Below are 21,013 nucleotides of genomic sequence, written 5' to 3' on the forward strand. Positions count from 1 at the left end.
GAAACGCGTTGAAGCTTGAAACTCAGTGAGCGTCTTCCGACAGGCTCAGGTACACGATCGACAGCATCATGAAGATGAAGGCCTGCAGCGGGATCACCAGCAGGTGGAACAGCATCCAGCCGAGGCCGAACACACCACCGGCAATGGCACCGAAGAAACCGGCACCACCCAGCACCCAGATCAGCAGGAACACGATTTCGCCGCCGAACATGTTGCCGAACAGTCGCATCGCCAGCGAGATCGGCTTGCTCAGCCACTCGACGATGTTGAGGATCAGGTTGAACGGCATCATCCACTTGCCGAACGGCGCCGTCAGGAATTCCTTGATGAAGCCGCCCAGGCCCTTCGACTTCAGTGCGAAGAACAGCATCAGGAAGAACACGCTGATGGCCATGCCCAGGGTGGCATTGACGTCAGCGGTCGGGACCGGCTTCCAGTAGTGCACGCCCACCCACTCCAGCGGCTTGGCGATGAAATCGGCCGGGATCATCTTCAGCAGATTCATCAGCAGAATCCAGAAGAAGATGGTGATGGCGATCGGCGTGACCAGCTTGCTCTTGCCGTGGTAGGTGTCCTTGGCCTGGCGGTCGACGAACTCCAGGCAGATCTCGACGAAGGCCTGCCACTTGCCCGGCACGCCGGCGGTGGCCTTGCGGGTCCCCAGCCAGAACGCGACAACGATCACCAGGCCCATCAGGACCGCAGTGAGGAAGGTATCGACGTGGATATGCCAGAACATACCCTCACCCTTGCCGACCGGTGCGGTCAGGTTGTGCAGGTGATGCTGGATGTAGCTGGTAGGGGTTAGAGCCTCGCCCGCCATGTGTCCGGAACCTTCAGTTAATTGAATTCTGTCAACGCCTGGCCATGGCCAGGACCTGGAACATCAAGCCGACGGCGATACCGGCCAACAGCGCCAATGCAGGCAGCTTGAAGACCAGGAACCCCACCAGCAGGACGCCGAAAACCACCACCCACTTGGCCACGATCGCAATAATCAGGCGAGCCATCGCCGATCCTGCGGCCAGTGCCCCACCACCCAGTGCCATCCGTGCCGCCACCCAGCCACCGGCCGAAATGGCCACACCGGACGCCAGCGCGCCGAGGGCATATTTCGGACCTACCAGCAGGAAGGCCAGGGCCAGGACAGCCACTGCGGCCAGCGGGTAGACCGCGGCGCGCAGCATCAGTCGCCGACCCGCATCAACGGAGTTCAGCACAGGACGTCCCGCGTGGTTGCAAGTGGAGGGCTGAGGCGGCTACAGCAGGGGGGCCTCATCGAGCCGCCAAATTATAGCAATGGGACAATTTGCGAGACAACCGCTGCCTGTTCATCCCGGGAAGCCGCAAGTTGCGGTAACGGTTACATTTTTGCGTGCCACCCGGGGGACAATGACGTCCGTATGATGCTGCGGCGCAATATTGAACTTTGGTCGCATCCGGCGGAACTTTCGCCGAATGCGCCGGTCCGATCTTTCGACCTGCCTGCAGCAACCTCGTCGACGCTCCGCCCCGCAGGTCCCAAGATGGCCCCGAAGCCCGGCTCCGGGGCCATCTTTTTGCATCGTCGCGACAGCGCTGAACCGTGCACACGCCGTGGACCATACGTTCACGGATGGTGGACGGGCCTGTCCGGCACAGTGGTCTTCATTCTGATGAACCACTGCAAGGACTCTTCGATGCGCCCTGTACCCACCCTGCTCGCCCTCTCCCTGCTCGCCGCCGGCGCCTCGTTCGCCACTGCCGCCCACGCCGCTGAAGGCGACGACCGCTTCGCCCTGCGCCTGGGTGCGATGAACATCGACTCGGACAATACCCTCCGCGGCAAGACCAACGTGGCCGGCCAGGACATCGGTTTCTCCGAGGACTTCAAGCTGGGTGGCAAGGAGTGGGAACCACGCATCGACGGCATGTTCCGCATCAGCAACCGCCAGCGCCTGCTGTTCAACTACTTCAAGTACGACAAGGACCGCCGCGAGACTCTCGGCCAGGACATTTCCTTCGGTGACGTCAACGTGCCGTCGGGCAGTTTCGTCAAGGGCGAGCTGAAGTACCAGGTCGCCAGCCTGGTCTATGACTACTCGGTGGTGGACACCGATACCTTCGACCTCGGCCTGCAGCTGGGTGCCGAGTACGCCAAGGTGAGCACCAAGGCCTACGCGGATCTGGGCACCGTCTACGAAGGCCAGTTCCTCAACGAGAAGACCGACGGCGTGGCGCCGGTGGTCGGTGCGCGGCTGAGTTTCACCCCGTCCGAGAAGTGGATGATCACGCTGCAGGGCCAGTACCTCAACACGCGCTGGGGCAGCTTTGATGACTACAAGGGCGACCTGAGCCGCGCCAACGCCATCGTCGATTACCGCTTCACGAAGAACTTCGGCGTGTTCGCCGGCTATGACTGGTTCAAGCTGGACGCGGACAAGAAGGGCAGCGACGGCACCATCGGCCTGAAGCAGGAATTCAAGGGCCCGGTGGCCGGCGTCAGCTTCGTGTTCTGACACCCGCCCCTTCCACGGCATTCTCTCTCCTGGCGCGGCCTCCGGAACATCGGGGCCGCGCTTTTTTGTTTGCACGGTCAAGCAGAAGCGGGTTGGTCGAGCGCGGGGGGAGAGGGGCTTGCGAGCGAATGTCCCCCGGCGCCGGCCTGCGGCCGTCACCTCCTCCTTTACTTCGCACGCAAGCCCCTCTCCCCCTCTTACTATCCGCAAGCCGAGCCGCTGCGTGGGTGGCAGGCGTTTGGACAAAGTAAAGGAGGAGGCGACCGCCACAGGCGGGCGACGGGGGACATTTGTCCAAATGCCTGCCACCCGCGCTGCGGCCCGAACGCTCGCAATGAGAGTGATCGAGGCTCAACAAAAAAACCCCGGCAAATGCCGGGGCTTTTCGTGTGGAGCGGCGCTGACGCCTTACTTCTTCTTCGGCATGTACAGATCGGTGATCGTGCCGTCGTAGATTTCCGAGGCCATTGCCACCGATTCGCTCAGTGTCGGGTGCGCATGGATGGTGTGGCCGATGTCTTCGGCTTCGGCACCCATCTCGATCGCCAGGCCGATCTCGGCCAGCAGGTCACCGGCATGCACGCCGACGATCGCGCCGCCGATGATGCGGTGGGTCTCCTCGTCGAAGATCAGCTTGGTGAAGCCCTCGGTACGGCCGATGCCGATCGCGCGGCCACTGGCGGCCCACGGGAACTTGGCCACGCCCACCTTCAGGCCCTTGGCCTTGGCTTCGGTCTCGGTCACGCCGACCCAGGCGATTTCCGGGTTGGTGTAGGCCACCGACGGAATCACACGGGCCACCCACTCCTTCTTGTGGCCGGCAGCCACTTCGGCGGCCAGCTTGCCTTCGTGCGTGGCCTTGTGGGCCAGCATCGGGTTGCCGACGATGTCGCCGATGGCAAAGATGTGCGGCACGTTGGTGCGCATCTGGCGGTCGACCGGAATGAAGCCGCGGTCGGTGACCTGCACGCCGGCCTTTTCCGCATCGATCTTCCTGCCGTTCGGCGAGCGGCCCACGGCCACCAGCACGCGGTCGAAGGTGCCCTGCGCCAGCGCAGGCGCCTGACCTTCCTCGGCAGCTTCGAAGGTCACGGTGATGCCCTTGGCATCGGCGGTGACGCCCGAGGCCTTGGTCTTCAGGTGCACTTCGATGCCCTGCTTCTTCAGGCGGTCAGCCAGCGGCTTGACCAGGTCCTTGTCGGCGCCCGGCATCAGCTGGTCCATGAACTCGACCACGGTGACCTTGCTGCCCAGCGCACCGTACACGGTGGCCATTTCCAGGCCGATGATGCCGCCGCCGACGACCAGCAGCGAAGCCGGCACTTCAGCCAGCTCCAGCGCGTCGGTGGAATCCATCACGCGCTTGTCGTCCCACGGGAAGTTCGGCAGCTTCACCGCCTGCGAACCGGCGGCGATGATGCACTTCTGGAAGCGCAGCAGCTGGGTGCTGCCGTCAGCTGCGGTGATTTCCAGTTCGTTGGCGGAAACGAACTTGCCGACGCCCTGCACGTTGCGGACCTTGCGCTGCTTGGCCATGCCGGCCAGGCCCTTGGTCAGCTGGTTGACGACCTTTTCCTTGTACTGGCGCAGCTTGTCCAGGGTGATGGTCGGCTTGCCGAACTCGACGCCGAAATCACCGGCGTGGGCCACTTCGTCGATCACCGCAGCAGCATGCAGCAGCGCCTTGGACGGAATGCAGCCCACGTTGAGGCAGACGCCGCCGAGGCTGGCGTAGCGCTCGACCAGCACCGTATCCAGGCCGACGTCTGCGGCGCGGAACGCCGCCGTGTAGCCGCCCGGACCGGAGCCCAGCACAACCATCTCGCATTCGATGTCGGCCGGCTTGCCGCTGGACAACGCCGGCTTCGGTGCGGCCGGTTCGGCCGGGGCGCGGTGCGACGGGGTCACCGGCGGCTTGCTGGCCGGAGCAGCTGCTGCCGGAGCCGGCGCAGCGGCCTTGGCCGGGGCTTCGGCGACGCCTTCAGCGTCCAGCACCACGACCACGGCACCCTCGGACAGGGTGTCGCCCAGCTTGACCTTGATTTCCTTGACCACGCCAGCAGCCGAGGACGGCACTTCCAGAGTGGCCTTGTCCGATTCCAGGGTCACCAGACCCTGATCCTTCTTCACCGTGTCGCCAACGGCGACCAATACTTCGATCACCGGCACATCGCTGTAATCGCCGATGTCGGGAACCTTGACTTCAATCGTGGCCATGGTGGTTTTCCTCGTGCCCGCCCGGCATGGCCGGCGGACTGTCACTGCATCTGTTCACGCGGCCGCGCCAGGGGCTGCGGCCGCACGGTGGGGGCGAAGCGGTGCCTTACAGCAGCACGCGGCGCATGTCGGCCAGTACCTGCGACAGGTACGTGGTGAAGCGTGCGGCCAGGGCGCCGTCGATGACGCGGTGGTCGTAGCTCAGCGACAGCGGCAGCATCAGCTTCGGCGCGAATTCCTTGCCGTTCCAGACCGGCTGGATGGACGACTTGGACACGCCGAGGATGGCCACTTCCGGTGCATTGACGATCGGGGTGAATGCGGTGCCGCCGATGCCGCCCAGCGAGCTGATCGAGAAGCAGCCGCCGCTCATGTCGGCCGGGCCCAGCTTGCCGTCGCGCGCCTTCTTGGCCAGTTCGCCGGTTTCCTGCGCGATCTGCACCACGCCCTTCTTGTCCACGTCGCGGATGACCGGCACGACCAGGCCGTTCGGCGTATCGGCGGCAAAGCCGATGTGGAAGTACTTCTTCAGGGTCAGGTTTTCACCGCTGGCATCGAGCGAGGCGTTGAATTCCGGGAACTTCTTCAGTGCCGCGGCGCTGGCCTTGATCAGGAAGGCGAGCATGGTCAGCTTGATGCCGGCCTTCTCGTTTTCCTTGTTCAGCGCCACGCGCAGGCCTTCCAGATCGGTGATGTCAGCCTGCTCGAACTGGGTGACGTGCGGGATCATGGCCCAGTTGCGGGCCAGGTTCGCACCCGAGATCTTCTTGATGCGCGACAGCGGCTGGACTTCGGTCTCGCCGAACTTGCTGAAGTCGACCTTCGGCCACGGCAGCAGGTTCAGGCCACCACCGGCAGCGACAGCAGCACCGCCGGCAGCCGGCACGCCACCGCTGAGTGCGGCCTTGACGAACTTCTGCACGTCACCCTTGGTGATGCGGCCACCCTTCTCGGTGCCGTTGATCTGCAGCAGGTCCACGCCCAGTTCGCGGGCGAACACACGCACCGCCGGGGTGGCATACGGCACCTTGGCCGGCAGCACGCCATCGGCGTTGAACTGCACCGGCGGGCTGCTCGGGGTACCGGCCGAGGCGATCTCACGGGCCGCCAGCTTGTCCGGCTGCGCCGGCACAGCGACCGGCTCGACCTTGGTGGCGGTCTCGGCGGCAGCCGGAGCGGCCGCAGCGGCCGCCTTGGTCGGCGCCGGTGCGGCAGCGCCCTCGGCTTCGATGATGGCGACCACATTGCCCTGCGACAGATTGTCGCCAACCTTGACCTTGATCTCCTTGACCACACCGGCCACCGACGACGGCACTTCCATGGTGGCCTTGTCGCTTTCCAGCGTGACCAGGCCCTGGTCCTTCTTGACCGTGTCGCCGACGGCGACCAGCACTTCGATGACCGGGATACCGGAGTAATCGCCGATATCCGGCACCAGCGCCTCAACCGCGCCACCGCTGGCGGCCGGGGCAGCCGGTGCAGCAGCGGCCGGAGCCGGCGCGCTCTGGGTAGCGGCAGCCGGGGCAGCGGCCTTGGCCGGTGCCGGAGCAGCAGCGGCCGGCTTGGCGGCTTCGCCTTCGGCCACTTCGATCAGCGCCACGACCTTGCCTTCGGACAGGTTGTCGCCGACCTTGACCTTCAGTTCCTTGACCACGCCAGCCACCGACGACGGCACTTCCATGGTCGCCTTGTCGCTTTCCAGCGTCACCAGGCCCTGGTCCTTCTTGACCGTGTCGCCGACGGCGACAAGCACCTCGATTACCGGGATATCGCTGTAGTCACCGATATCGGGGACAAGTGCTTCCTTGATTTCGGCCATGGGGATAACTCCGGCAATCTGGTGTAGGGAAACGTCTATTGTGCGGCCAGCGGGGGCCAGCGCCAACCGTTACAGGTGTTTTCAGTACTCACGCAGCCGGGACACGCTGTTGCTCATGGGTTGCGGCCGCGACCAGTCGGTAGCGTATTGTCCGGACGATGTCCGCTTCATGTCGCCAGTGCGTCGGCTACCGGCTGCCAGGCCTGGCGCAGCCGCGGCAGCGACCAGGCCGCGTTGGCCGGGCTGGTGGACGGCAGTGCCAGCAGCCTTGGCGGAGTCTCCAGGCAGGGCAGCACCCAACGCTGGAATGCCTTCAGCGAAGCGGCACCGTTGCAGCCGATCAGCTCCAGCTCAGGAAGCGAAGCGATCAATGCCGGCAGCGCATTGGGCACTTCCGTGCCACGCACGATGTCGGCATCCAGGCTGCCACGCCGCTCGCACTGGCCGATCACATCCCACAGGCCGATACCTGCCGCCTGTAGTGCCTGCAGTCGCTGCGCATAGGGCAGACCCGCGTCGAAGCCACAGATATCGGCCAGCACAGGCCAGAAGCGATTGCGCGGATGCGCGTAGTAGCGCTGCTCCTGCAATGACGCAACGCCGGGCATCGAACCCAGCAGCAGCACCCCGCACTTCATGTTCACCTGCGCTTGCAGGCCGATGCACACCGTCGCTTCGCTCACATCTTCTCCAACTGCATGAATGTCGCCGAAGGCCAAAAAGCCCATGAAAACAGGCTTTTCGCTCCGGTCGCTGAACAAGGAAAACTATTTTTTAACGTGCGTCGGATTCGATTCATGTTGGGGCGACTACGGTGTGCTCGCCCCGCAACCGGGGGCCCAAAACAAGAAACATTAGGAGATACCCCCATGCGCTCCATCCGTATCCTGAGTCTCGCCCTGCTGACCTCCGCCGCCTTCGCGCCGGCCGCTTTCGCCCAGGACAGCAGCAGCACCGACACCGCTTCGGGCAAGCATTTTGCCGTTGTCGGCGGCATCTCGCTGCTGGAACCGAAGAACGACCCGATCACCGGCGTGAAGAAGACCGATGGTGGCCCGGCGCCGACCGTCAGCTTCAGCTACTACATCAACGACAACTGGGCCGTTGAGCTGTGGGGCGCTGCCGACAAGTTCGACAACAAGTTCAAGGGCCCGGACAACGCCCGCCTGGGCTCGGTCGAGCAGCAGCCGATCGCGCTGAGCGGCCAGTACCACTTCGGCCAGGCTGACAACGTGTTCCGCCCGTTCGTGGGCGTGGGCTACTACCAGTCGAGCTTCAGCAACGAGAAGCTGGGCAACGGCGCTGACACCGACATCCGCTTCAAGGATGCCAAGGGCGTGATCGGCACCGTCGGTGTGGACATGAACATCAACTCCACCTGGTTCGCCCGTGCTGACGCCCGCTACATGCGTTCGCGCCCGGACGTGAAGGTGGGCGGCGAGAAGATCGGCGAAGCCAAGATGGATCCGTGGACCGTCGGCTTCGGCATCGGCGCCCGCTTCTGATTCAGGCTGCACCTGCTTCACTGATGTAACGCGACGGGCCCTTCGGGGCCCGTCGTCGTTTCTGTCACCCGCGTTCCACCTGTAGAGCCGAGCCCATGCTCGGCTGCTTTTATGTAGAGTCGAGCCAAGCCCCTATCCCGAGTCGAGCGGCGGGCTCCTCGCGCATTGCGATGCGTTACGTTCAATGGCGCCCACGGTCAATGGTGGCGCGGCTCGGCTCTACATAAACAGGATGCGGAGGCACGATGCACGACGTCGACCTGCTGGTGATCGGTGGCGGCATCAACGGCGCCGGCATCGCCCGTGATGCCAGCGGCCGCGGCCTGCGCGTGCTGCTGTGCGAACAGCACGACCTGGCCGCGCATACCTCCAGTGCCAGCAGCAAACTGGTCCACGGCGGCCTGCGTTACCTGGAACAGGGCGAGCTGGGCCTGGTGCGCAAGGCGCTGGGCGAACGCGAGGTGGTACGCCGGCAGGCGCCCCATCTGGTCCATCCATTGCGCTTCGTACTGCCGTGGGAACCCCACCTGCGCCCACGCTGGATGCTGCGCATGGGACTGTGGCTGTACGACCACCTGGGCCGGCGCAGCCCGGCATTTCCCGCCTCGCACGTCCTGGACCTTCAGAGTGATCCGCTCGGCCCTTGGCTCTCTCCGGACCTGCGGCAGGCCTTCAGCTACGCCGACGCGCAGGTCGATGACGCGCGCCTGGTGCTGCTCAACGCCCTGGACGCTGCCCAACGTGGCGCGCAGGTACATGTGCGCAGCCGCTGCATCGAGCTGCGCCCTGTACAGGGCCATTGGCAGGCCATGCTGGAATCCGCCGATGGACAGCATCATGTGACCGCGCGCGCCGTCGCCAATGCGGCCGGTCCATGGGCCGGCGGCCTGCTGGAGCAGATGGAGGCACGCAGCGGCGGCCCGTCACTGCGGCTGGTACAAGGCAGCCACATCGTGCTGCGCCGTCCCTGGCCCGGTGACAGTGCCTGCCTGCTGCAGCAGCCCGATGGCCGCGTGGTGTTCCTGCTGCCGTTCGCCCACGATCATCTGCTGGTCGGCACCACCGACACCGACTACCGCGGTGACCCGGCGCGCTGCGGCGTACTGCCCTCCGAGGTGAGCTACCTGTGCGCGGCCGCCAACCGTTATCTGCGCGAGCCGATCACTGCGCAAGACGTGGTCTGGCAGTTCGCCGGTGTGCGCCCACTACTGGCCGACCCGGACCCGCGTGCGGCGAAGCTGAGCCGAGACTACCGCCTTCAGCTGCAGTCCGACCCGGCGCCGGCGCTGCATGTGCTGGGCGGCAAGCTGACCACCTACCGGGTGCTGGCCGAAGAAGTGCTGAACCTGCTGCGGCCAGCTCTGCCACAGATGGGACCGGCCTGGACGGCAGATGGAGACCCGCTGCCGGGCAGCGACTGGGGTGACGCCGCACAGGCGCGCTCCCGCCTGCGGGCGCTGGCACCGTGGTTGCCCGAGGAAATCGCACGCCGCTGGGCCGGCGCCTACGGCAGCCGCAGCGCGGAGCTGCTGCATGGCCTGCAGGGTGTGAACGATCTTGGCGAGGACTTTGGCGGCGGCCTGCATGCGCGGGAAGTCGCCTTCCTGCGTGAGCACGAATGGGCCCTGGATGCCGAGGACGTGCTGTGGCGGCGGAGCAAGCTGGGGTTGCGGCTGGATGCGGCGCAGGTGGCGCGGCTGCAGGCGTGGATGGAGCAACCCACCCTGTAGAGCCAAGCCATGCTCGGCTGCGCTGTGCAAATGCAGCCGAGCATGGCTCGGCTCTACAGAGAGAAAGGTAAGTTACCCTGACCGTTCTACCGGAGACGCTGCATGACGCCCCGCTACGTGCTGGCCATCGACCAGGGCACCACCAGTTCGCGCGCGATCCTGTTCGACCGTGCCGGCGACATCGTCGGCAGTGCGCAGCGCGAGTTCGCGCAGATCTTCCCGCAGCCCGGCTGGGTCGAGCATGACCCGCGCGAGATCCTCACGAGCGTCTATGCCACGCTGACCGAACTGCTCAGCCGCGGGCAGATCGACCCGCGCCATATCGCCGCACTGGGCATCACCAACCAGCGCGAAACCACCGTGGTCTGGGACCGTGCCACCGGCCAGCCGATCCACAATGCCATCGTCTGGCAGTCGCGGCAGAGCCACGCCATCTGCGAGCGGCTGAAGTCCGACGGGCATGAAGCGCTGATCCGCGAGCGTACCGGTCTACTGATCGACGCCTATTTCTCCGCCACCAAGGTGCGTTGGATACTTGACCATGTGGAGGGCGCGCAGCAGCGCGCCGAACGCGGCGAGCTGCTGTTCGGCACCATCGACAGCTGGCTGGTGTGGAACCTCAGTGGCGGCCAGGCGCACGTGACCGATTACAGCAATGCCGCGCGCACCCTGCTGTTCAACATCCACACGCTGGACTGGGATGACGACCTGCTGGCGCTGCTGGACATCCCGCGCGCGATGCTGCCTCAGGTGCGCGATTCCAGTTCGGTGTATGCGCACACCCGGCCGCAGTTCTTCTTCGACCACCCGATCCCGATCGCCGGCATCGCCGGTGACCAGCAGGCGGCGTTGTTCGGCCAGGCCTGCTTCCAGCCGGGCATGGTCAAGAACACCTATGGCACCGGCTGCTTCATGCTGATGCACACCGGCACGCAGGCGGTGCGTTCGCGCAACGGCCTGCTGACCACCATCGCCTGGGGCCTGGATGGCCGCGTGGAATATGCGCTGGAAGGTTCGATCTTCATCGCCGGCTCGGTGGTGCAGTGGCTGCGCGACGGCCTGCGGATGATCGAGCGCGCCAGTGACAGCCAGGCGCTGGCCGCGCAGGTGCCCGACAGCAGCGGCGTCTATCTGGTTCCCGCCTTCGTCGGCCTGGGGGCGCCGTACTGGCGCAGTGATGTGCGCGGTGCGATGTTCGGCCTGACCCGTGGCACCCGCAAGGCGCACTTCGTGCGCGCGGCGCTGGAAGCGATGGCCTACCAGACCCGCGACGTGCTCGATGCGATGCAGTCCGATGCCGGTATCGCGCTGACCGAACTGCGCGCCGATGGCGGCGCGATCGGCAACGACTTCCTGGCCGGCTTCCAGGCCGACATCCTCGGCGTGCCACTGCTGCGGCCGCGGTTGACCGAGACCACCGCGCTGGGCGCGGCCTACCTGGCCGGTCTGGCAGTGGGGTTCTGGTCCAGCCGCGAACAGATCGCCGCGCAATGGGGCCTGGACCGGCGCTTCGAGCCACAGATGGACGTGGCCCGGCGTGAAAAACTGTATGCAGGATGGCAGCAGGCCGTTGCCGCCACCCTCGCCTTCCACGTCGACTGACTTTGTAGAGCCGAGCCATGCTCGGCTGCCGTTGGTGGGGCGCCGCAAAAAAGCAGAGCCGAGCATGGGCTCGGCTCTACAGGGACATTGGCGCCGGCAATCAGAACGCCGGCAGCACCGCGCCCTTGTACTTGGTCTCGATGAAGGCCTTCACCTGCGGGCTGATCAGGGCCTTGGCCAGCTTCTGCACGCGGGCGTCGTCCTTGTTGTCCGGGCGCGCGACCAGGAAGTTCACGTACGGCGAGTCCTTGCTCTCGATCGCCAGTGCATCCTTGGTCGGGTTGAGGCCGGCGTCCAGCGCGTAGTTGGTGTTGATCAGGGCCAGGTCGACCTGGTCCAGCACGCGCGGCAGCATCGCCGAGTCCAGCTCGCGGAACTTCAGGTTCTTCGGATTGGCGGTGATGTCACGCAGGGTCGACAGCGCGTTGGTCGGATCCTTCAGCTCGATCACGCCGGCCTTGTGCAGCAGGATCAGCGCACGGCTGTTGTTGCTCGGGTCGTTCGGGATCACCACGTCGGCGCCTTCGCGCAGCTCGGCCAGCGACTTGATCTTGCGCGAGTACGCACCGAACGGCTCGATGTGCACGCCGATCACCTTCACCAGATCGGTCTTGCGGTCGCGGTTGTAGGCGTCCAGGTAAGGCTCGGTCTGGAAGTAGTTGGCGTCCACCTGCTTCTGCACCAGCTGGTCGTTGGGCTGCACGTAGTCGTTGAATACGCGCACGTCCAGATCCACGCCTTCCTGCTTGAGGATCGGCTTGACCACTTCAAGGATCTCGGCATGCGGCACGGCCGTGGCGGCCACCACCAGCTTCTGCGAGGGCTCGCCGGACGTGCCGCAGGCGGTCAGGGCCAGCACAGCGGCGAGCAGGGGCAGCAACAGGGTCTTCTTCATGGGCGGGAGGGTTCTCGGGGGGAGTGTCAGGAGTTGTCGTAGTTGCTCAGGGCGAGCTCAAGCAGCGCCTTGGCCTGCTCGCGCAGCATCACCGGTTCGACGATCTCGGCATCCGAGCCGTAGTGCAGCACGTCCATCAGCAGCTCGCGCGAGACACTGTACGGCACCTTCAGTTCATAGCGGCCGTCGGCCAGGAAGCGGCCCTGCTGCTTGGAATGCCAGTGCTCGTCGGCCACCCAGCGCGCGGCCTTGGCGCTGAACAGGATGGTCGCCCAGCCCTTCGGCGCGCCGGAGAAGATGCCGTAGCTGGCCCCCAGCTGCTCGTCCAGTTCGCTGTCGGCCACGTCGCGGGCGGTGCTGTCGATCACCCGCGCCTTGTGGATGCGATCCACGGCAAAGCTGCGCAGCGCCTCGCGGTCATGGTCCCAGGCATCCAGGTACCAGTTGTCGCGGTAATGGGTCAGGCGCTGCGGCGAAACGGTGCGCTTGGTCGGCTCGTCGGTGGAGCGGGCGCGGTACTCGAACTCCAGCTGGCGGCGCTCCAGCACCGCCGAAGCCACGCTGCGGAAGCTGCCTTCATCGAACTTGCGGCCACGGTGCGGAATTACCCGCACGCGGTCCACCGGCCAGCTGGAAACACCAGCCTGGGCTGCCAGCAGGCTCTCGATGCGCTGCTGCAGAGGTGCCAGCACCGAGGACAGCACGCCGCCGCCGGTCCGCGCCAGCAGGTGCTGCGAGGCCAGCAGGGCATGCAGTTCCTCCGAGCTCAGCCACAGGCCGGGCAGCTCGAAGCGGTCGCTCTCGTCGGCCTGGTAACGGAAGCCGGCCTCGCCGTCGCCCTCGATCGGTGCCATCAGCGCGTCGCGCAGGAAGGCCAGATCGCGGTAGACGGTGGCACGGGAGCAACCGAGCTTGTCCTGCAGGGTCGCCACCGTCACCGGATAGCGTGCGGACTTGAGCAGACGATGCAGGGCGGTGATGCGTTCGTATCGGTCCATACCCCCGATTATGTCCGAGTCGCGGGTCTTGTGTGGGACGTTTGGGCTATCGTGGTCGCCCCCACCCCTCTGGAACACCCGATGCGCCGGTTGCCTGCCCTGTCCCTGCTGGCCTGCCTGCTGCTGGCCGCCTGTGATCGCGCGCCCGCGCCGGCCAGCACCGACGCGCCCGTGCCTGCGGCGGATCCGGCGCAGGCGGTACTGGGCGCCAGCCAGCGCTTCTCGGCCCTGCGCAGCTTCCACGCCGAACTGGAGGTGCTGGGTGCACCGCAGCCGGTGCGCAGCGCCATGGACTTCGTCGCCCCCGACCGCTTCCGGGTGCAGACCCCGGCCGGTCCGCAGACGATCATCGGCGACACCATGTTCCTGCAGGCCGACGACGCGATCCGGCAGGTGCCGACCCCACCGGGCCTGCTCGAGCAATGGCGCAACCCGCTGCCGGCCGATGCCCTGCCCGCCGATCTGCAGGCCGAAGACCTGGGCAGCCAGTCGCTGGACGGGGTCGAGACGCGTCACTACCGGCTGCGTGGCGCGCAGCCCGGCGAACGCCTGGAGTACTGGGTGGACGCGCAGGGCTTGCCGCGGCAGATCGTCCGCAGCGGCAGCAGCAATGGCCGCAGCTTCCAGCTGCGCCTGCGCTATTCGCGCTTCAACGACCCGGCATTGCGCGTCGATCTGCCCTGAATAGGCGATCGCGGCAACGTCTGCTGAAGAAACCGTTTGGATCGATTCGGACCGCCATCACGCTTCCAGTATCATCACCGGCTGTCAACCGCTTCGGAGAAGCCCCGATGTCCCTGCGCGTGTCCCTGCTGATCCCCCTGCTGCTGTGCGCACCGCTTGCGTATGCGCAGGATGCCTCCGAACTGGCGGCGATGTCCTCGCCGTGGAGCGGCAGTGGCGGCGAGCTCGGCTTCGCTTCGGCACGCGGCAACAGCAGCACCGAGAGCTTCAACGGCCGCCTGCGCCTGCGCTACACCGATGGCGACTGGGTGCACAGCATGGACCTGGCCGGCCTGCGTTCCAGCTCCAAGGTGATCGAGACCCGCGACGACGGCTCCACCAGCCGCCGCAACAACACCACCGCCAACCGCTACACCGGCAGTGCCGGCAGCGCGCTGCAGCTGGGCGAGCACCGCCAGCTGACGGCCACGGTGCGTACCGAGCGCGATGACTTCGCCACCTACGACCGCCAGAGCTCGTTCGGTCTGGGTTACGGCACCCGCCTGTGGAACACCGAGCGTTTCTCGTTCGACGCACAGATCGGCCCCGGTGTGCGCCGCACCCACAGCACCGAGGACGACCGCACCCGCACCGGCATGATCGGCCGCGGCCTGTTCGACATGAAGTACTCGCTGACCGACAACACCGACCTGGTCAACACCCTGCTGGTCGAATCGGGTTCCTACAACACCTTCGGCCAGAACGACTTCGGGGTTTCGGTGAGCATGAACGAGCATCTGGCGCTGAAGGCCGGCTGGCAGGCGCGTTACAACAGTGACGTGGCCGAGGACAAGCGCAAGACCGATACGCTGACCACGATGAACGTGGTCTACAAGTTCAAATAAGCAGAACGGGCGCCGAGGGCGCCCGTTCTTCTTCCGGTAGTGCCGGCCGCTGGCCGGCAACTGCATTCAACTGGGCCACGAGGTTGCCGGCCAACGGCCGGCACTACCTGCGATGGCTCAGACGTTCAGCAGCTCGCCGGCGCCATCATCCATCAGCATCTTCGCCACGCGCTGGCCCAGCGCTTCCGGGTCACTGGCCGGGCCCACCGCCTCGGCACGCACCGCACGGCCATCGCTGGCGCTGCCAACCAGCCCCTGCAGGTGCAGGTCGTCGCCCTGCCACTGCGCGATGGCCGCAACCGGCACGTGGCAGCTGCCATGCAACGCACGGTTCATCGCCCGCTCGGCCTCCACGCAGGCACGCGTGGCCGCGTCATCAAGCGGGGCAAACAACGCCATCAGGCGCGCATTGCCGCCATCGCACTCCACTGCCACCGCGCCCTGCGCCGGGGCCGGCAGCCACTGCGGCGGCTGCAGGCGCGCGACGATGCGCCCGCCCAGGCCCAGACGCTCCAGGCCGGCCACGGCCAGCACGATGGCGTCGTAGCCGCCGTTGTCGAGCTTGGCCAGGCGGGTGTTGACGTTGCCGCGCAGGTCCAGCAGCTCCAGGTCCGGGCGCAGCGCGCGCAGTTGGGCCTGACGACGCAGCGACGAGGTACCGACCCGCGCGCCGATCGGCAGCGCGTCCAGCGAGGCGTACAGATTGGAGACGAAGCCATCGGCGGGATCGTGGCGGGTCAGCATTGCCGGCAACGCGAACGGCGCGTCCAGTTCCATCGGCACATCCTTCAGCGAATGCACGGCGCAGTCGGCCTCGCCACGCAGCATGGCCAGCTCCAGTTCCTTCAGGAACAGGCCCTTGCCACCGATCGCGGCCAGCGAACGGTCGAGCACCTCGTCGCCGCGGGTGCTCATCGGCACCAGTTCCACATGCAGGCCGGGGTGGGCCTGGCGCAGGCGGTCGGCGACGTGTTCGCTCTGCCAGAGGGCGAGCGGGCTCTTGCGGGTGGCGATGCGGACGGTTTCCATCCGGTCATTATCGCGCCTATCGGCGGGATACGGCCAACGGCGGAGCCCCTCGTGGCTTGAAGCAGCAGCTGGGCTTGGCCGGTCGGGGTGGGCTGCGCAGGGGTCGCTGCAAGTACGTCCATGTAAGCTCGGTCGCCGCATCCATGCGGCTCACGCCCCTGCGCAGCCCACCCCGACCGGCCTCTGACAGTTTCCGTGTGCGTCAGCCACGGAAGATCAAAAGAAAAAAGAAAAAAGCAGAAGCAGAAGCAGCAGCCGTCGGCTTCCGGGGTCAGATCCCTTTTCCGCAGGAAAAGGGATCTGACCCCTCTTCCCCCCACCCGATAACAACAATGCCTTTGCCGTCCGACACGGGAAAAGCGAGAGCGTTGGGCCGGGGTGGGGTGGCGGGACCGTTGGCGCCATGGATGGCGCCATCGAGCTTACAGGGATGTACTTGCAGCGTGTCCCGCCACCCCACCCCGGCCCGACCCCGCACGTAGAAACACCGAGCCATGACCCGCTGTTGCTGTTGCCGTTGCTGTTGCTGTTGATCTCGAAGCAGTCGCGGCCGCAGGCCGCGCGGAACACTCACAGATGCCGCAATTCCTGCTTCAACGTCGCCACGCAGCGGCGGCTCACTTCCAGCGGCTGCTTGCCATGGCGCAGCATCGCCTGCACCTGGCCGCCCGTGCCTCGACGCAGCTCCACCAGCTCATGGCGTGCCACCAGGCAGTTGCGATGGATGCGGATGAAGCGGCTGGCGAACTCCTCCTCCAGCGACTTCAGCGACTCCTCGATCAGGTCTTCGCCGCGTGCGTGGTGCACCACCACGTACTTCTCTTCGGCCTGCAGGTAGTGGATGTCGTCCAGCGGAATCAGGCGCAGGCTGCCGCGCAGGCGCGCGCACAGCATGCTGCGGGCCTGCTGCCCGCGGTGGTCCTGCGGCTGGCCGTCGCGGCCGGCCAGGAACGTGCGTGCGCGTGCGATCGCTGCAGCCAGGCGCTCGGCACGCACCGGCTTCATCAGGTAATCGATCGCTGCCGCTTCGAAGGCCGACAGTGCATGCGCGTCGTAGGCAGTGCAGAACACCACCGCCGGGCGTGGCTCGAAGCTGGCCAGGTGGCGGGCCGCTTCCAGCCCATCCAGCCCGGGCATGGCGATATCCAGCAGGACCAGGTCCGGCTGCAGCTCCGCGCACGCGTGCAGGGCCTGCTCGCCGTTGCCGGCCTCGGCCACCACATCCACGCCGTCCTGCGCGGCCAACAGGCTGCGCAGGCGCTCGCGCGCCAGCGGTTCGTCATCGGCGATGACTACCCTCACGATCGCTCCCTCACTGGATCGGCACTGTCACCTGGCAGGCATAGTAGCCCTCGCTCCAGCCAGCCGTCATCCGCGCGGCGCTGCCGAAGCGCCAGGCCAGCCGATGGCCGATGCTGTGCTGGGCATGGCCGGCACCGCGCGCCAGGGCCAGCCCGGGGGCCTGCGGATCGGGCGCCGGATTACGCACGCGGATCTGCAGCTCATTGCCCTCGCGCGCCAGCTGCAGCTCGATGGTCCCACCCTCGGGCAGCCGCGAGATGCCATGCAGCACTGCGTTCTCCACCAGCGGCTGCAGTACCAGGCGAGGCAGGGGAAGATCCCAGGGCAGTGGCTCGTCGCGTTGCCAGCTCACCTGCAGGCGCTCGCCCAGTCGAAGTGATTCGATCGACAGATAGCGCTCGGCCAGCTCGCATTCGTCACGCAGGGTGGAATCGCCCTCGCCCGCCCCCAGCGCGGCACGGAACAGATCGGACAGGTCCAGCACCGCCCGCTCGGCCACCACCGGGTCGCGATGCAGCAGGCTGGCGATCAGGTTCATGCTGTTGAACAGGAAATGCGGGCGGATCCGCGCCTGCAGCGCGTCGGCCTGTGCGCGTGCGTTGGCCTGTACCTGCGCGGCCCAGCGATCACTCACATAGAAGTAGCGCAGGGCCAACGCCGTGATCAGCGCCGTCGTCGCGGCGCTGCCCAGCGTGAAGCGCCAGAAGCTGATGCCGCGGGCGAAGTTGTCGCCAAGCACCGCGTACAGGGCATGCACGATGCCCGCGCAGACCACCGCGATCAGCGTCGCCAGTGCGATGGCCGAGACCGCCCCCAGGACCTGTGGCAACCTCGACAACGCGTTCCGCAGCAGGCACAGGCTGGCCGTTACGGCCAGCGCCAGCCACAGCGCGAAACCACTGGCCGACAGCAGTTCGCCCACGGTCCAGTGGCGGCTGCCATCCGGGGCCAGGGCCAGCACCACCACCACCAGTTCGGCCAGGCCGAGCATCGCCGCCAGCCGCGGCAGGCGGCACAGTTCCGGCATCCAGGGCGGGGCGCTGGCCGGTGACATGGCTCAGGCAGCGCCCAGGCGTTCCTGCAACCAGTCACCCAGCGCCTGGATCTCTTCGGCGCAGACCTGGTGGGCCATCGGGTAGCTGTGCCATTCCACCTCCAGGCCCAGTGCCTGCAGGGCCTGCGCGCTGTGTACGGCCACCGCCTGCGGAATCACCGGGTCGCTGCTGCCATGGGCCATGAACACCGGCACCTGCACCGCTCCGTCAACGCGCTTGGCGCTCTCGGCTTCCGGCAGGTAGGTGGACAGTGCGATCAGGCCAGCCAGTGGCGCGGTGCGTGACAGCGCGGCGGTCAGGATGATCGCGCCCCCCTGCGAGAAGCCGGCCAGGAAGATCTTCTCCGGCGCGATGCCGCGCTCGACCTCCCGCGCAATCAGCGCATCCAGCTGCACCACCGATTCCTGCACGCCGGCCATGTCGGCGCGCGAACGGAAATCCATGCCGACGATGTCGTACCAGCCACGCATCGGCACGCCGTTGTTGATCGTGATCGGCCGCACCGGTGCATGCGGGAACACGAAGCGCAGCGCCGGCCAATGCGGACGCACCAGCTCCGGCACGATCGGTGCGAAGTCGTGGCCGTCGGCGCCGAGGCCGTGCAGCCAGATCACCGACCACTGCGGCGAGGCGCCGGTTTCCTGTTCCACCGTTTGCAGCATGATGCGGCTCCTTCAAGTTCGAGCCGCATTATGCCGCTGCCGCGGGACGATCAGTACAGCGTCGGTTGTTCGGCGGCTTCCCGTCGCAGCTGCGCGGCGCGTACCAGCACCGGCGGCGGGATGTTCTCCTCGGGAATATCGAGCAGGCCGAGGCGATGCAGGAAGGCACCCGGGCCGCGCGAAGACGTCAGCGCCACCACCGGTACCGCCAGCACCATGCCGATCACCACCGGCGCCATCCACGCGGCCAGCGAGGGCGATACCGCCCAGGCCAGCACGCCCATGAAGGCACCGAACACGCCCAGGCCGCCGTAGCCGCGGATCAGCGCCAACCACGAGATGCCGCCATCGTCGCGCTGCTGTGCGTCCCAGCCGGAATCGCGGCCGGACAGCACTTCGGCCACGCCGCGCGACTGCACGTACATCACCACCGGTGCCATCAGTGCCGCCAATACGGTTTCCACCAGCATCGAGACGAACGCGCGGATCGCACCACCGCAGCCGCGGCGGTCGACCGGGTCCAGCAGCATCGCCAGGTAACCCAGCACCTTGGGCAGCAGCAGCACCGCCATGGTCGCCGCGAACAGGCGCACCACCTGTTCCTCGTCCTGGGCCCGCCAGTACACGCTCGGCGACAGGTGCAGCAGGGCGTTGAAATCGATGCCTTCCTGGAACAACGGGATGGCGATGCCGATCAGCATCAGCATCGCCCACATCGGCGCGGTGAAGTAATGACCGATGCCGATCAGCATGTGCATGCGGCTGATCCAGTGCAGGCCGCGGCTGCCGACCACCTTGCCGTGCTGCAGGTTGCCCTGGCACCAGCGGCGGTCGCGCACCAGCAGATCGGTCAGCGTCGGCGGACCTTCTTCATAGCTGCCCCCCAGGTACGGCACCATGTGCGCGGCCCAGCCGCCCCGACGCATCAGCGCCGCTTCGACGAAGTCATGGCTGAGGACGTGGCCACCGAACGGCTTGCGCCCCGGCAGCGCCGGCAGCCCGGCCTGATCGGCAAAGGCGCGGGTGCGGATGATGGCGTTGTGCCCCCAGTAATTGCTCTCGGCACCGTGCCACCAGGCCACACCGCGGGCGATCACCGGACCGTACACGCGGCCGCCGAACTGCTGCATGCGCGCGAACAGGGTGCGCCCACCGATCACCGACGGCAGGGTCTGGATCAGGCCGACATCGGCGTTGTGTTCCATGCCCGCGACCAGGCGCACGATGCTGTCGCCGGTCATCAGGCTGTCGGCGTCGAGGATCAGCATCTGCGGGTAGGCGCCGCCGAAGCGACGGACCCAGTCGGCGATGTTGCCGGCCTTGCGCCCGCTGTTGTCGCCACGGCGGCGGTAGAACAGCCGCGCCTGGCCATCGGTCACGCGCTCGCGCAGTTCGGCGAACACCTGCTCCTCGGCCCGTGCGATGTCTTCGCGGCGGGTATCACTGAGCACAAAGAAGTCGAACCGGTCGAGCTGGCCGGTGGCGGCCACCGACTCGTAGATCGCCTGCAGGCCGGCCAGCAGCCGGCGCGGGTCTTCGTTGTAGGTCGGCATCAGCAGCGCGGTGCGGCTGTGAACCGCCGGCAGCGGCTTGTCCGGGTCGATGCCGAGGCGGTAACCCCGGTCGAACACGGCAGTCAGGAAGCCGGCCACTGCACTGGCGAAAGACAGCGCGATCCAGGCAAACAGGCCGACAAACAGGACCAGCAGGCAGGCTTCGAGCACGCTGATGCCATTGGCCGACAGCACCCGCCACATCATCCGGGTGGCGATGGCGGTCATCGCCAGCGTGCCGCCGAAGATGTAGAACCGGCGCAGGCCGATCAGTCGCGGCGAGGTGCGGTGGCGGCGAACCTTCAGTTGGCCTTCGCGCAGGGTCTGCTCGGGCATCTGCAACGGCGATTCGGCCGGCAGCAGCGTCCAGCCGGCATCACGCCGGGACGTATCTGCTTCCGCATGGATGGTCTGCACCCCCATTGCCGCCTACTCCGCGCAGTCGGCACGGCCGGCCATCCCGGCCGGGCTGCATGCACCAAGGTTCCCGGCGCGCTTTCCCGGCGCCCGCACTTGTCCTGGCTGCGTCGGCCTCACGCCACGCAGTCGCTGTCTGTCACTACCGGAACCCACACGATCT

Annotated in this window: 18 protein-coding genes; 6 read left to right on the plus strand and 12 right to left on the minus strand. The window is 66.7% G+C overall.

Annotated features, from left to right (window positions below; genetic code table 11):
- Positions 1-22: 22 nt before the first annotated feature.
- Both atpB and M1L61_RS20070 read right to left on the minus strand, forming a co-directional pair.
- Complete coding sequence (atpB, locus tag M1L61_RS20065) at positions 23-823, minus strand: F0F1 ATP synthase subunit A (protein ID WP_010481316.1); 801 nt, start codon at positions 821-823, stop codon at positions 23-25.
- A 31-nt stretch (positions 824-854) separates the two neighbouring features.
- Positions 855-1,220, minus strand: a complete 366-nt coding sequence (locus tag M1L61_RS20070; RefSeq protein WP_006394654.1) for a hypothetical protein — start codon at positions 1,218-1,220, stop codon at positions 855-857.
- Between the two features lie 459 nt (positions 1,221-1,679).
- Here M1L61_RS20070 and M1L61_RS20075 point away from each other — a divergent pair, with 459 nt between their 5' ends.
- The gene (locus tag M1L61_RS20075; protein ID WP_010481314.1) at positions 1,680-2,498 is read left to right on the plus strand and encodes a hypothetical protein; all 819 of its coding nucleotides are present in this window, start codon (positions 1,680-1,682) and stop codon (positions 2,496-2,498) included.
- Positions 2,499-2,906: 408 nt separating this feature from the next.
- Here the strand turns inward: M1L61_RS20075 and lpdA are convergent, their stop codons facing one another.
- From lpdA to M1L61_RS20090, 3 genes are all read right to left on the minus strand, one after another.
- Entirely contained in the window at positions 2,907-4,715 is a 1,809-nt protein-coding gene (gene lpdA / locus M1L61_RS20080) for a dihydrolipoyl dehydrogenase (protein WP_043401095.1), read from the minus strand.
- A 106-nt stretch (positions 4,716-4,821) separates the two neighbouring features.
- Positions 4,822-6,534, minus strand: coding sequence for a dihydrolipoyllysine-residue acetyltransferase (aceF, locus tag M1L61_RS20085; protein WP_248853996.1), 1,713 nt, complete (start codon positions 6,532-6,534; stop codon positions 4,822-4,824).
- A gap of 167 nt (positions 6,535-6,701) precedes the next feature.
- Complete coding sequence (locus M1L61_RS20090) at positions 6,702-7,217, minus strand: DNA-deoxyinosine glycosylase (RefSeq protein ID WP_248853997.1); 516 nt, start codon at positions 7,215-7,217, stop codon at positions 6,702-6,704.
- Between the two features lie 186 nt (positions 7,218-7,403).
- Between M1L61_RS20090 and M1L61_RS20095 the strand changes: the two genes are divergently transcribed.
- From M1L61_RS20095 to glpK, 3 genes are all read left to right on the plus strand, one after another.
- Complete coding sequence (locus M1L61_RS20095) at positions 7,404-8,039, plus strand: OmpW family outer membrane protein (RefSeq protein WP_010481310.1); 636 nt, start codon at positions 7,404-7,406, stop codon at positions 8,037-8,039.
- A 245-nt stretch (positions 8,040-8,284) separates the two neighbouring features.
- Entirely contained in the window at positions 8,285-9,769 is a 1,485-nt protein-coding gene (glpD, locus tag M1L61_RS20100) for a glycerol-3-phosphate dehydrogenase (protein ID WP_248853998.1), read from the plus strand.
- Between the two features lie 102 nt (positions 9,770-9,871).
- The gene (glpK, locus tag M1L61_RS20105) at positions 9,872-11,371 is read left to right on the plus strand and encodes a glycerol kinase GlpK (protein ID WP_049411058.1); all 1,500 of its coding nucleotides are present in this window, start codon (positions 9,872-9,874) and stop codon (positions 11,369-11,371) included.
- A gap of 100 nt (positions 11,372-11,471) precedes the next feature.
- Here the strand turns inward: glpK and M1L61_RS20110 are convergent, their stop codons facing one another.
- Together M1L61_RS20110 and M1L61_RS20115 are read right to left on the minus strand one after the other, a co-directional pair.
- Complete coding sequence (locus tag M1L61_RS20110; RefSeq protein WP_248853999.1) at positions 11,472-12,266, minus strand: MetQ/NlpA family ABC transporter substrate-binding protein; 795 nt, start codon at positions 12,264-12,266, stop codon at positions 11,472-11,474.
- Positions 12,267-12,292: 26 nt separating this feature from the next.
- Positions 12,293-13,264 (minus strand): YafY family protein, encoded by a 972-nt coding sequence (locus M1L61_RS20115; RefSeq protein ID WP_248854000.1) that lies wholly within the window; start codon positions 13,262-13,264, stop codon positions 12,293-12,295.
- Positions 13,265-13,345: 81 nt separating this feature from the next.
- Between M1L61_RS20115 and M1L61_RS20120 the strand changes: the two genes are divergently transcribed.
- Together M1L61_RS20120 and M1L61_RS20125 are read left to right on the plus strand one after the other, a co-directional pair.
- Positions 13,346-13,948, plus strand: a complete 603-nt coding sequence (locus tag M1L61_RS20120) for a hypothetical protein (protein ID WP_010481299.1) — start codon at positions 13,346-13,348, stop codon at positions 13,946-13,948.
- 107 nt (positions 13,949-14,055) lie between these two features.
- Positions 14,056-14,832 carry a DUF481 domain-containing protein gene (locus M1L61_RS20125; protein ID WP_010481298.1) on the plus strand — a complete coding sequence of 259 codons (777 nt, stop codon included), beginning with the start codon at positions 14,056-14,058 and terminating at the stop codon, positions 14,830-14,832.
- 117 nt (positions 14,833-14,949) lie between these two features.
- On the opposite strand, the gene hemC is transcribed toward M1L61_RS20125, so the two are convergent.
- The 5 genes from hemC to mdoH form a co-directional block, all read right to left on the minus strand.
- Positions 14,950-15,861 (minus strand): hydroxymethylbilane synthase, encoded by a 912-nt coding sequence (gene hemC / locus M1L61_RS20130; protein WP_248854001.1) that lies wholly within the window; start codon positions 15,859-15,861, stop codon positions 14,950-14,952.
- Positions 15,862-16,431: 570 nt separating this feature from the next.
- Positions 16,432-17,163 carry a LytTR family DNA-binding domain-containing protein gene (locus M1L61_RS20135; RefSeq protein ID WP_010481294.1) on the minus strand — a complete coding sequence of 244 codons (732 nt, stop codon included), beginning with the start codon at positions 17,161-17,163 and terminating at the stop codon, positions 16,432-16,434.
- A gap of 10 nt (positions 17,164-17,173) precedes the next feature.
- On the minus strand, positions 17,174-18,217 hold the full coding sequence (locus M1L61_RS20140; RefSeq protein WP_043397582.1) for a sensor histidine kinase: 1,044 nt from the start codon (positions 18,215-18,217) through the stop codon (positions 17,174-17,176).
- Positions 18,218-18,220: 3 nt separating this feature from the next.
- A complete protein-coding gene (locus M1L61_RS20145) occupies positions 18,221-18,880 on the minus strand; it encodes an alpha/beta hydrolase (RefSeq protein WP_100050030.1) in 660 nt (219 codons plus the stop codon).
- 50 nt (positions 18,881-18,930) lie between these two features.
- Entirely contained in the window at positions 18,931-20,856 is a 1,926-nt protein-coding gene (mdoH, locus tag M1L61_RS20150) for a glucans biosynthesis glucosyltransferase MdoH (protein WP_049413091.1), read from the minus strand.
- Between the last annotated feature and the right edge of the window lie 157 nt (positions 20,857-21,013).

This window comes from Stenotrophomonas sp. NY11291 (assembly GCF_023277365.1).
Lineage (GTDB): Bacteria > Pseudomonadota > Gammaproteobacteria > Xanthomonadales > Xanthomonadaceae > Stenotrophomonas > Stenotrophomonas geniculata.